This is a genomic window from Aurantiacibacter hainanensis, assembly GCF_036321025.1.
GTDB classification, from domain to species: domain Bacteria; phylum Pseudomonadota; class Alphaproteobacteria; order Sphingomonadales; family Sphingomonadaceae; genus Alteraurantiacibacter; species Alteraurantiacibacter hainanensis.
Map to the genome: position 1 here is coordinate 1,185,199 of NZ_JAZAPB010000001.1, position 12,047 is coordinate 1,197,245.

The 12,047-nt window shown below is 66.6% G+C and carries 12 protein-coding genes; 11 read left to right on the forward strand and 1 reads right to left on the reverse strand.

All coding sequences use genetic code 11. From position 1 onward, the window contains the following. Window positions 1-89: 89 nt before the first annotated feature. The 5 genes from AAA989_RS05940 (at window position 90) to AAA989_RS05960 (ending at window position 5,181) form a co-directional block, all read left to right on the forward strand. A complete protein-coding gene (locus AAA989_RS05940; protein WP_338241807.1) occupies window positions 90-1,898 on the forward strand; it encodes an aminopeptidase P family protein in 1,809 nt (602 codons plus the stop codon). A gap of 10 nt (window positions 1,899-1,908) precedes the next feature. Beyond that, entirely contained in the window at window positions 1,909-2,313 is a 405-nt protein-coding gene (locus tag AAA989_RS05945; RefSeq protein ID WP_338241809.1) for a cupin domain-containing protein, read from the forward strand. Window positions 2,314-2,513: 200 nt separating this feature from the next. Next, window positions 2,514-3,038 carry an EF-hand domain-containing protein gene (locus AAA989_RS05950; RefSeq protein WP_338241811.1) on the forward strand — a complete coding sequence of 175 codons (525 nt, stop codon included), beginning with the start codon at window positions 2,514-2,516 and terminating at the stop codon, window positions 3,036-3,038. Further along, window positions 3,035-3,772: a response regulator gene (locus tag AAA989_RS05955; protein ID WP_338241813.1), complete on the forward strand. Its 738-nt coding sequence runs from the start codon at window positions 3,035-3,037 to the stop codon at window positions 3,770-3,772. The genes AAA989_RS05950 and AAA989_RS05955 overlap by 4 nt, the downstream gene beginning before the upstream one ends. A gap of 17 nt (window positions 3,773-3,789) precedes the next feature. Next, entirely contained in the window at window positions 3,790-5,181 is a 1,392-nt protein-coding gene (locus AAA989_RS05960; RefSeq protein ID WP_338241814.1) for an ATP-binding protein, read from the forward strand. A gap of 22 nt (window positions 5,182-5,203) precedes the next feature. Here AAA989_RS05960 and AAA989_RS05965 read toward each other — a convergent pair whose 3' ends face one another. Continuing rightward, the gene (locus tag AAA989_RS05965; protein ID WP_338241815.1) at window positions 5,204-6,730 is read right to left on the reverse strand and encodes a helicase HerA-like domain-containing protein; all 1,527 of its coding nucleotides are present in this window, start codon (window positions 6,728-6,730) and stop codon (window positions 5,204-5,206) included. Window positions 6,731-6,785: 55 nt separating this feature from the next. Here AAA989_RS05965 and pabB point away from each other — a divergent pair, with 55 nt between their 5' ends. From pabB to AAA989_RS05995, 6 genes are all read left to right on the forward strand, one after another. Continuing rightward, entirely contained in the window at window positions 6,786-8,597 is a 1,812-nt protein-coding gene (pabB, locus tag AAA989_RS05970; protein WP_338241816.1) for an aminodeoxychorismate synthase component I, read from the forward strand. Then, the gene (locus AAA989_RS05975) at window positions 8,594-9,772 is read left to right on the forward strand and encodes a pyridoxal phosphate-dependent aminotransferase (protein WP_338241817.1); all 1,179 of its coding nucleotides are present in this window, start codon (window positions 8,594-8,596) and stop codon (window positions 9,770-9,772) included. The genes pabB and AAA989_RS05975 overlap by 4 nt, the downstream gene beginning before the upstream one ends. A 108-nt stretch (window positions 9,773-9,880) precedes the next feature. Continuing rightward, window positions 9,881-10,534, forward strand: coding sequence for an RluA family pseudouridine synthase (locus AAA989_RS05980; RefSeq protein ID WP_338241818.1), 654 nt, complete (start codon window positions 9,881-9,883; stop codon window positions 10,532-10,534). A gap of 12 nt (window positions 10,535-10,546) precedes the next feature. Beyond that, window positions 10,547-10,951, forward strand: coding sequence for an alternative ribosome rescue aminoacyl-tRNA hydrolase ArfB (gene arfB / locus AAA989_RS05985; protein WP_338241820.1), 405 nt, complete (start codon window positions 10,547-10,549; stop codon window positions 10,949-10,951). Window positions 10,952-11,082: 131 nt separating this feature from the next. Next, a complete protein-coding gene (rpmG, locus tag AAA989_RS05990) occupies window positions 11,083-11,250 on the forward strand; it encodes a 50S ribosomal protein L33 (RefSeq protein WP_047003840.1) in 168 nt (55 codons plus the stop codon). A 142-nt stretch (window positions 11,251-11,392) separates the two neighbouring features. Further along, window positions 11,393-12,028: a LolA family protein gene (locus AAA989_RS05995; RefSeq protein WP_338241821.1), complete on the forward strand. Its 636-nt coding sequence runs from the start codon at window positions 11,393-11,395 to the stop codon at window positions 12,026-12,028. Window positions 12,029-12,047: the final 19 nt, after the last annotated feature.

Sequence of the window (12,047 nt, forward strand, 5' to 3'; positions counted from 1 at the left end):
CGCGCTGCGGGTGGAAACCCACCGGGCAAAGGCCTATGTGAAGCCTCCTAGCGAGAAACTATTTCACATGTAACCGGATATCTGACGCCATGCTTATGCAGACCCACGAAGCCCGCCTCGACGCCCTGCGCAAGGAGCTTGCACGCCGCGAACTGGACGGTTTCGTGATCCCCATCAGCGACGAGCACCTGAGCGAATACGTGGGCGCCTATGCCCAGCGGCTGGCCTGGCTGACGGGATTCGGCGGCTCGGCGGGCAGCGCGGTCGTCCTCAAGGACAAGGCGGCCATGTTCGTGGACGGGCGCTATACCCTGCAGGTCCGCGAACAGGTGAGCGGACAGCTCTACGAGTACAAGAGCGTCCCCGACGACTCGATGGCCGACTGGATCGCGAAGAACGCCGGCGAGGGCTCTCGCATCGCCTACGATCCGTGGCTGCACACGCGCGGCTGGGCAAAAGGCGTCGAGAAGAAGCTGGAAGCCGTTGGCGCGGAACTGGTGCCGGTCGACAGCAACCCGCTCGACGCCGTGTGGGACGACCAGCCCGCTCCTTCCGACGCGCAGGCCTATGTCCAGGACGACAAGCTGGCGGGGCGTTCCAGTGCCCAGAAGCGCGACGAGATCGCCGACTGGCTGAAGGAAAACAAGCTCGACGCCGTGGTGATCAGCGCGCTCGATTCGGTCGCCTGGACCTTGAACATCCGCGGGGCGGACGTCGATCACACACCCGTCGCGCTCTCCTACCTGTTCGTGCAGTCCGACGGCACGGCAGACTGGTTCATCGCGCCCGACAAGGTGCCTGCCGAAGTGGCGCAGGCGCTGGGCAATGCCGTCCGCATCCGCCCGCGCGACGAATTCTCCGCCGCCTTCGCCGAACTGGCGGGCAAGCGCGTGGCGGCCGATCCGCAGCGCTCCGTGGCGGCGATCTTCCAGCGGCTGGACGATGTCGGCGCGGAAATCGTCAGCGAGGACGATCCCACCGTCCTGCCCAAGGCGATCAAGACTCCGGAAGAACAACAGGGTCACCGCGATGCCCAGGCGCGCGACGGCGTGGCCATCACGCAGTTCCTGCACTGGCTCAGCGTCGAGGCGCCCAAGGGCGACGTCGACGAACTGTCCGCCGCTGCCAAGCTGCACGACCTGCGCAAGGCCAACAGCGACCTGCTGCGCGACCTTTCGTTCGACACCATCAGCGGTGCGGGCCCCAACGGTGCCAGCCCGCACTACCGCGTGAACGAGGACAGCAATCGCAAGCTGGAACCCAACAGCGTCTACCTGGTCGACTCGGGCGGCCAGTATCCCGATGGCACCACGGACATCACCCGCACCATCTGGGTCGGCCCCGATGCGCCGCCCGCCGAAGTGTGCGACCGCTTCACCCGCGTGCTCAAGGGCCACATCGCGCTGGACACGCAGACCTTCCCGCCCGGCACACCCGGATCGGCGCTCGACGCGCTGGCGCGCCAGCACCTGTGGATGGCGGGCCTCGACTATGCCCATGGCACCGGCCACGGCGTCGGCGCTTTCCTGGGCGTGCACGAAGGACCGCAGCGCATCGCCAAGCCGCGCGGCAGCCAGTCCGGAACCGACCAGCCGCTGATGGCGGGCATGATCCTTTCGAACGAACCCGGCTACTACAAGGCGAACGAATACGGCATCCGCATCGAGAACCTGGTGCTGGTGGAAGAACGCCAGATCGAGGGCGGCGAAGGCGAATGGCTGGGCTTCGAAACGCTCACCTTCGCGCCGATCGACCGCACCCTGGTGGACAGGAAACTACTCGGCCCTGCCGAGATCGAGTGGTGGAACAGTTATCACGCCAAGGTGCGCGAAGTCCTGGCCCCGCAGATGGAAGGCGAGGCGCTCGCCTGGCTGGAAGAGGCCTGCAAACCGCTGTAGGCTTGCGCGCATGACAGCGCGGAAACTCGCGGAGGAGTGGATCCACCTGGGCCTTGGCGCGACGGCCGAGCCGCAGCCGCCGTTCGACGGCATGGAGTGGTTCGACCGGTATTCCGAGGCTCACGCCGGGGACGCGCAGGAGGCGCGGCTCGTTTCGCAATACCGTTTCACGCAAAGCTGGGACATGTGGGAAATGCACCCGCACGGCGCGGAAGTGGTGATCTGCACCGATGGCGAGCTCACCTTGATCCAGGACGTCGACGGAAAGCACGTTCACACCCGGCTTGCGCGCGGCGAGTATGCCATCAATCCTCCCGGCACGTGGCACACCGCCGATGTGGAGGGCGAGGCGGAGGCCCTTTTCATCACCGCCGGGATAGGCACCCAGCACCGCCCGCGGGACGTCGACGCCTGATGTCCGCCAGATCGCGGTTTCCGGGCGATGAACGGTATCGCGATGGCGCGACAAAATGCGACAATACAGTCTCTCTCGGGCAAACTGCTGCGACAAGCTGTCGCTATAACCGGTTTCGAGAGTGGCGGGGTGCCGCAATCGTCCTCCCCCCTTCAAGGCGGCGCCCCGTTGCTCTACCAAATGAACTGGAGAGCATTACAATGAAAAAGACCCTCATACTGGCCCTTGCCGCAGGTGGTCTTGCCATCGGCGGAACCGCCGTGGCGCAGGAGCGTCCCGAACGCGGCGCCGACATCACCCGCGCCGATGCCGAAGCCCGCGCCGCGCGTCATTTCGAACGCATGGATGCCAACAGCGACGGCGTCATCGACGAGGCCGACCGCGAAGCACGGGCCCGCGCCCGCTTCGATCGCGCAGACGCCAATGGCGATGGCATGCTGAGCTTTGCCGAAACGCAGGCCATGCGCGGGGAACGCCGGGCCGAGCGTGGAGAACACCGCGGCATGCGCGGCCATCGCATGGGCCGCCGCGGCGAAATGCGCGGCATGATGGCCGAGCGCGCCGATACCAATAACGACGGCAAGATCAGCCAGGCCGAATTCACCTCCGCCGCCCTCGCCCGCTTCGAAAGCGCGGATGCCAATAACGATGGCACCGTCACTGCCGAGGAACGCCGAGAGCAGCGAAACGAACGCCGTGCCCAGCGCCGCGCCAATCGCGGATGAGCGAAGCACCAATAAAATTGCTGCTGGTGGATGACGAAGCCAGCCTGCGCGAACCCCTGGCCGACTACCTGTCGCGCCAGGGGTTTGCCGTGCACCAGGTGGGCGACGCGGCAAAGGCGCGTGCAGCCTTGCTCGACGAGGCGCCGGACCTTGTCCTGCTCGACATCATGATGCCGGGCGAGGACGGGACTTCCCTGTGCCGCCACCTGGTGGAGAGCCGCAACCTCCCGGTCATCTTCCTCACCGCCAGAGGCGAGGCGACCGACCGCATCGTGGGATTGGAAATCGGCGCCGACGATTACGTGGTGAAACCCTTCGAACCGCGCGAACTCGTCGCGCGCATCCGCTCCGTCCTGCGCCGCGCCAGCAAGGGCAACGGTGGAAACAACCAGAGTGTCGACGCGCACTACGAGTTCGACGGCTGGCGGCTCGACCCGCTCAAGCGCCGCCTGACCGATCCCGAAGGCAGCGTGGTGCCCATTTCCTCCGCCGAATTCCGCCTGCTGGTCGCCCTGCTCGACCATCCGCAGCAGGTGATGGACCGCGACAAGCTGCTCGACATGGTGCAGGGGCGCGAGGCCCACCTGTTCGATCGCGCGGTGGACAACCAGGTCAGCCGCCTGCGCCGCAAGATCGAGGCCGACAGCCGCGATCCCAAGCTGATCCAGACGGTTTGGGGCGGTGGATACATGCTGGCAGCGGAAGTCCGGCGTTTCGTGCCGGAAGCCGACTGAGGACAGTTCGACCGATCATGCGACGCTTCCTTCCAAAGAGCCTGCTGGGGCAGATGCTGCTTTCCGTGGCGCTGGCCCTGCTGGTGGCCCAGGTGCTGTCGGGCGTGCTGCTGTTCCGTGCCGAACAGCGCAGGCTGGAATCGGGCGTGATCAGTTCGCTGGCCTTCCAGCTCGTGCGCGACCCGAGGGTCGACGTGCGCGACGACCGGCGGAGCGGCGAAGGCCGCCGGGAACGTCGGCGCATGCGGATCGAGCGCGCACTCGAATCGCCCATCGTGCGCGGCGAACTGCGCGACCGCGAGCGGGAGGAAGCCCTGCGCACGGTTTTGCAGGACCAGGGCGTGGCTGTTGCGGAGCTCGTCGTCCTCACCCGCGAGGTGGACGAAGACCGCTACCTGATGAACCGGATCCGCAATGCGCCCGGCCTCTACCGTGACCGCTTCGATCCCGGCGGTCAGATCGTGCTCGCCGGGCTGAAACGCACCGACGCGGAGCAGTGGCTGGTAGCCCGGGCACCCCTGCCGCCGCGCAATGCGCGGGCCTTTCGCGGGGTCATCTTCCAGACCCTGATCCTCTACATCGTGATTGTCGGCGGGCTGGCCCTGCTGCTGCGCCGAATCACACGTCCGCTGGCTGCGCTCACCCGGCGCGTCGAGCAGTTCGGCGGCGTGCCCGAACGCGGCGATCCCATCGAACCTTCCGGGCCGCAGGACACCCGCCGCCTGATCGCCGCGCACAACGCGATGGAGGCGCGCATTGCCGCCCTGCTCGATGAAAAGGACGTGATGCTGGGCGCCATCGGGCATGATCTCAAGACCCCGCTCGCCGCGCTTCGCGTGCGCATCGAGAGCGTGGAGGACGATACCGAGCGCCAGCGCATGGCGAGCACGATCGAGGACATCACCACCTCGCTCGACGATATTCTCTCGCTCGCCCGGGTGGGTCGCCCCAGCGATCCGTTGGAGCGTACCGAGCTGTCGGCCCTCGTGGCCTCGGTCGTGGAGGAATACGAGGACATGGGCGAGGACGTCGCCCTGGGCGATGCCGAGCGCATTGCCCTCCCGATGCGAACGACATGGCTGCGGCGAGCGATCCGCAACCTGGTGGGCAACGCGCTGCGCTACGGCGGTCAGGCGCGCATCAGCCTTTCGCGAGACAATACCCATGCCGTCATCCGCATTGCCGATACCGGCCCCGGCATCCCCGACGACCAGATCGACGCCATGCTGGAGCCTTTCACGCGCGGCGAAACGTCGCGCAGCCGCGAAACGGGCGGGGCGGGGCTGGGCCTCACGCTGGCCCGCGCGATTGCCGAGCAGCACGGCGGCACCCTGGCCCTGGCGAATCGCCTAGACTCGCAAGGCGAGGTCGCCGGACTGGTGGCGGAGCTGCGGCTGCCCCTCGCCTGATACGACAGGGGCCTCCCGGCCCTCAGCGCATCAGCCCGCCGACGATGTTGCGGACGAAGGCGTTCAGGCCGGTGCGCACCGGATCGGCGCGGGACTTGCGGCCCAGTGCCGCTGCCACCGCCACCGAGGCCAGCGATCCGGCGGCCGCCCTCACGCCACTCTTGCCTGCACGTTCCCATAGCGAGGGAGACTTGCGCGGCTGCTTGGCAACTTCCTCGCGCCCCTTCTCCTCCACCTGCTCGGCGGTGATGGCGGCATCGCGCGCCTTCTGCAGCAGCACCTCCTCGGCGCTCTCGCGGTTCACCCGCTCGTCGTACTTGCCTGCATGCGGGCTGACCGACTGGATGGTGGCCCGCTCCTTCGCCGTCAGGGGGCCGAGGCGGCTGCGTGGCGGCTTAATCAGTGTGCGCTGGACGACGGTGGGCGCACCGTCCTCGTCCAGCGTCGAGACCAGCGCTTCGCCCACGCGCAGCTGGGTGATCGCCTCCTCAACGTCGAGATCGGGATTGATCCGGAACGTCTCGGCCGCGGCCTTGATGGCGCGCTTGTCGCGCGGGGTGAAGGCGCGCAGGGCGTGCTGCACGCGGTTGCCCAGCTGGCCCGCGACTTCCTCCGGGATGTCGATGGGGTTCTGCGTCACGAAAAATACGCCCACGCCCTTGGAACGGATCAGGCGCACCACCCGCTCGATCGTTTCCTGCAAGGCATCGGGTGCATCGTCGAACAGCAAGTGCGCCTCGTCGAAGAAGAACACCAGCTTCGGCTTCTCAGGGTCGCCGACCTCGGGAAGGCTTTCGAAGAGTTCCGCCAGCAGCCACAGCAGGAAGGTGGCGTAGAGCTTGGGGCTGCGCATCAACTGCTCGGCCGCCAGCACGTTCACGATGCCGCGCCCCTTCTCGTCCACGGTCAGGAAATCGTCGATCTCCAGCGCGGGTTCGCCGAAGAACTTGTCCGCCCCCTGCGCCTCGAAGCTGAGCAGTTGCCGCTGGATGGCCCCGACCGACTGCTTCGACACGTTGCCGTACTGGCCCGACAGCTCCTGGGCGTTGTCGTAGGCCCAGGCCAGCATGGTGCGCAGGTCCTCGAAATCCAGCAGCAGCAGTCCGTTCTCGTCGGCATGGCGGAAGACGATCTGCAGCACGCCTTCCTGCGTTTCGTTCAGGTCCAGCAGGCGCGAAAGCAGCAACGGCCCCATTTCGGATACCGTGGTGCGGATCGGGTGCCCGTTCTCTCCGTAGAGGTCCCAGAACACCACCGGATTGTCGGAATAGGCATAGTCCTCCATGCCCAGTTCCTTCGCCCGGCTCTCGAGCTTGTCGGCATGCTTGAACGTGGGCGAGCCCGGCATGGCGATGCCCGACAGGTCGCCTTTCACGTCGGCCACGAAGACCGGCACGCCGTGAGCTGAGAAACTCTCCGCCATGCCCTGCAGCGTCACCGTCTTGCCCGTGCCTGTCGCGCCTGCGACCAGGCCGTGACGGTTCGCGCGCGACAGGTCGAGCGCCTGCCGATTTCCGTCCAGATCGTTGCCAAGGAAAATGTCGGCCATTCGGACCCCTATTCGATTGTTGCCGTATTCGGGGAGTGACCCTAGAGCGGGGCGGATGGATGGCAAGGCCCCCTTCGTCCTGCTCGACGATGCGCGCACGACCGGCGCCAGCGATGCGCATTGCTTCACGAATCCCTCGCAGGTCTTCGTGGCGCGCCGCGCACAGGATGTCGTTTCCGTGCTGGAAGAGGCGGACGCCGCCCGGCGCGAGAGCGGTAAGCACCTTGCCGGTTACCTCGCCTACGAGGCCGGACTGGCCCTGGAAGGCCGGCTTGCCCCCTTGGCCGCGCAGCGTTGCGGCGGCTCCGGCCCGCTGGTCTGGCTGGGCCTGTTCGACGATCCGGAAATCATCCCCGCTGGCGAGATGGAAGGCTGGCTCGCCGCTCGCACCAGCGGCGATGCGAGCATCGGCCCCCTCGATCCGCAGGTCTCGACCGGCGCCTATCTCGATGCCTTCGACACGCTGCAGGAGGCGATCCGGGCGGGCGACATTTACCAGGCCAACCTCACCTTCCCGCTGGCAGGCCCGGCGAAGGGCGACCCGATCACGCTCTACGCGAAGATTCGCCCGACGGCCGCCGCCGGTTATGGCGGCCTGATCTTCGACGGGTCGGACTGGCTGCTCTCGTTCAGCCCCGAACTCTTCTTCGCCCTGCGCGGCCGCGATGCGAAGGTGAAGCCGATGAAGGGCACCCGCCCGCGCGGCGGCAGCGAGGCGGAAGACGCGGCGCTGAAGGACGAACTGGCCCGTTCGGTGAAGGACAAGGCCGAAAACCTGATGATCGTCGACCTGATGCGCAACGATCTCAGCCGCGTGGCCCAGGCAGGCACTGTCCGCGTGGAGCATCCCTTCGCCGTCGAAACCTATCCGACGCTGCACACCATGACCACGACGGTGCTGGCGAGGCTGATGGAAGACAAGGGCGCTGTCGACGTGCTCGACGCGATCTTCCCCTGCGGCTCCATCACGGGCGCGCCGAAAATCCGCGCCATGGAACTGATCGACGAGGTGGAGCGCGACGCGCGCGGCCCCTATTGCGGTGCGATCGGTCGCATCGATCCACCGGCCGACGGGCACGACGGTGACGCCGCCTTCAATGTCGCCATCCGCACCATCCGCCTGACGCCGGGCGAGAACCAGCGCCACAAGGCGGTGCTGGGCGTGGGCGGCGCGATCGTCGCCGACAGCGACGGGATGGAGGAATGGCGCGAATGCCTGGTGAAAGGGGCGTTCGTGCGCGGTGCGGCGGGCGGCCATGACCTGATAGAAACCATGCGGTTCGATCCGCAGGACGGCGTGCCGCTGCTGGAAATGCATCTGGAACGGATGAAGGCCAGCGCCGCCGACCTGGGTTTCGCATTCGACCGGCACGAGACGCGCAACCGCATCCAGGCGCTGTGCTTCGAGCTGGAGAGAACCGCAAAGCTTCGCCTGGTCCTGTCGCGGTCCGGCGCGGTAACGCTGGAAGCCCATCCGCTGCCCGCCCCCTTGCCCGACCCCGCCCCGTGCATCGTCCTGCCCCACCCCACCGTGGCGCACGACTGGCGCCTGCGACACAAGAGCACCGATCGCGCCTTCTATGAAGAAGCCCTGGGCGTGGCGAAGGGCACGGGCGCGGTCGAAGCCGTGCTGGTGCGAGACGGCATGGTGACCGAAGGGTGCTGGACCAACGTTTTCGTGGAGCGGAACGGTGTTCTCGTCACCCCGCAGCTTTCCGCCGGGCTGCTGCCGGGGGTGCTGCGGCGCTCGCTTGTCGAAGAAGGCAAGGCGAAGGAAGGACCCGTGAGCCTGGACGACCTCGACAACGGGTTTTTCATCGGCAACGCCCTGCGCGGCCTGATGCCGGCGACGCTGGACGTGCCATGAGCACGCAGCACCTGAGCCAGGCGCTCCAGCGCATCGAGGCTTCGCCCACCACCGCGATGACCGACCGGGCCAGCGAACTGCGCGAAGCCGGACGCGACATCATCTCTCTGTCGGTAGGCGAACCCGATTTCCCCACGCCGCCGCACGTGATCGAGGCCGCGAAGGCAGCGCTGGACGCGGGCGACACCCGCTACACCCCCGTCACCGGCACCGCGCGGCTGAAAGCCGCGGCGACGCTTCACTTCCGGCGCGATCTCGGCATCGAGACCGATCCCTCGCGCGTGATCGTCACCGCGGGGGGAAAGCAGGCGATATTCGAGGCGCTGGCCGCCACCGTCAGCGCGGGCGACGAGGTTATCGTGCCCGCCCCGTGGTGGGTCAGCTATCCGCAGATGGTGCGCTTTTGCGGCGGCACCGTCGTCCCGCTGCGCACCAGCGCCGCCAACGGTTTCCGCTTCCACCCGACCGAACTCGACGCGCTGATAACCCCGCGCACCAACTGGCTGATGCTGAATTCGCCCGGCAATCCCACAGGGGCCGTCTATCCGGCGGACATGCTGCGCGGCATTGGCGAGGTGCTGCGCCGCCATCCGCAGGTGCTGGTGCTGTCGGACGATATCTACGCGCCGCTTTCCTATACGGGCCAGCCGCACGCCACGCTGGCCGTCGAATGTCCGGACCTTGCCGATCGCATCATCACCGTCTCGGGCGTTTCCAAGAGCCACGCCATGACGGGCTTTCGCATCGGCGTTGCCACCGGGCCGGACTGGCTGATTTCGGCCATGGGCCGGTTGCAGAGCAATTCCAGCGGCAACCCCGCCAGCATCTCGCAGGCCGCGGCCGTCGCCGCTTTCGAAGGGCCGCAGAATTTCCTGTCGGACTGGCGCGAGGCTTTCCGCCGCCGCCGCGACATGGTGGTGGAGCGGGTGAACGCCATTCCCGGTCTCTCCACGCCCGTTCCCGATGGCGCCTTCTACTGCCTTGTCGATGCCGCGCCGCTGATGGATCGCTTCGGCGGGGACGATTCGAAACTGGCGCTGCAACTGCTCGACAACGGCGTGGCCACGGTCGCCGCCTCCGCCTTCGGTGGCAGAGACGGCTTCCGCATCAGCTTCGCGGCTGACGAGGCGGTGCTGGACAAGGCTCTGGACAGGGTTAAGGACGCCCTCACCTGAGTTCCGACGGTCCCCGGCTTGTCGAAGGACCGCCTCTTTTTTCTCGATAACGCCAGGCCGGAAAGCAGCCCTTCGACAGGCTCGGGGCAAACGGATAGAACATACGCCATGCACATTCCCATTCTCTACGAAGACGGCGAAGCGCTCGTCATCGACAAGCCCGCCGGCCTGCCGATCGAGACCCCGCGCAAGGGCGGGCCTGCGCTCGAGGACCAGTTCGACAGCCTCAAGCTGGGCTTCCAGCGCGCCCCCGTGCCGGTTCACCGGCTCGATACCGACACCAGCGGCTGCCTGCTGCTGGCGCGCAATCCCAAGGCGCTGAAACGGTTCAACAAGGCGTTCGAGGAGAAGCAGGTCGCCAAGACCTATCTCGGCATCGTCGCAGGGCCGGTGGAGGACGAGGAAGGGACGATCGACCTTGCCCTGTCCAAGATCAGCAGCGAAGCGCGCGGCTGGCGCATGATCGTGGCGAAGAAGGGCAAGCCTTCCGTCACTCACTGGACGAAGCGCAAGGAACTGGAGGGCGGCCTGACCCTGGTGGAATTCCGCCCCGAGACCGGGCGCACCCACCAGATCCGCGTCCATGCCGAACACGCCTTCAAGCGCTCGCTGCTGGGCGACCCCGTCTACGGTAACAAGGATGCACGGGTGAAGCGGACGATGCTGCACGCCAGCGCCCTGGTGATGCCGCGCGAAGGCAAGCCCGATATCGTTGCCGAGGCGCCCTTGCCCGCGGACTTCGTGGCCCTGGGCGCCCAATAGAGCGGACGGGCGATGGGCAGGATTCTCGACCGGGCGCACGAGATCGCGGAGGAAAGCTTCATCGCCGCATCCGGCCCCGGCGGGCAGAACGTCAACAAGGTGGCGACGGCGGTGCATTTGCGGGTGAACATCTACGCCCTCGCCCTGCCGCCGCGGATCTTTCACCGGCTGAAGGATCTCGCAGGCAACCGCCTGAACCAGGCGGGCGAGATCGTGATCGATGCGCGCAACCACCGCACGCAGGAGGCCAACCGACGCGAGGCGCGCGAGCGAATGGCCGAGATGATCACAGAGGCCTGCCGCGAGCCCAAGAAGCGAGCGAAGACGCGGGTGAACCGCCTGAACAAGAGAAAACGCCTCGCCAACAAGAAGGCGCACGGAGAGAAAAAGGCGCTGCGCGGGAAGATCGACCTGTAGCGCGAAGCTTGACTTTTCCCCGATTCTCTCGCAATGGGCGCGCCGGAGCGGCGGTGCCGATGGCATCGCCCTATTTATTTCGGGCGGCCCAAACGCATCTGGGCTCCCCTCAGAACCTTTACGAGAGAACCATGGCGAAGCCCGCAACCATCAAGATCCGCCTCAACTCCACCGCGGACACCGGCCACTTCTACGTGACCAAGAAGAACCCGCGTAACCACACGGAAAAGTTCACCTTCCGCAAGTACGATCCGATTGCGAAGAAGCACGTCGAGTACAAGGAAGGCAAGATCAAGTAAGCCGCCTTCGGGGACACTTGATCGGCGTTTTCCTGAACGCCGGGAACCTGCCGGGTTCACTGACAGTTCAACGCCTCACCTGCATATCGGGCACTCAACTGGTGAGAGTATGAACGTCTTGAAATCCATTATTCGTAAACCCGTGATCGCCGCCGTCGCCGGCGCGATGGCCCTTGGCCTGCCCGCCACCCTTTCGGTGGCCGCCACCCCGCTTGCCGCACAGGCGCAGACCGATCAGTTGCAGCGCGCCGCGAACGCCCTGCGCTCGATCAGCACCATGCGCGCCGATTTCACCCAGACCGATCGCGTCGGCAATGTCATCGCCGGCGAACTGACGCTGAAGAATCCCGGCAAGATCCGTTTCGAGTATTCGGACGACGTGAACATGCTGGTCGTTTCCAACGGCAGCGCGCTGTCCGTGATCGACTACGAAGTCTCGCAGGTAGAGCGCTATCCGATCGGCGATTCGCCGCTGGGCGCGCTGCTCAACCCCGAACGCGACATTCGCCGCTACGGCTCCGTCAACCGCGGCACGCGTGATGGCGTTGTCAGCATCGCGGTAAGCGATCCCGACCGGCCGGAATTTCCCACTCTCACGCTGATTTTCACGGAAAACGCATCTGCCCCCGGCGGACTGGAGCTGAACAGCTGGGTGGCGCTGGATGCGCAGAATCAGCGCACGACCGTGCGCCTGCGCAACCACCGTTATGGCATGAGCGTGGCGGACAGCGAATTCCGCTTCCGCGACCCGCGTCGTTCCTCCCGTCGCCCGGGATAAACAGTCTGAAGTCGAACGG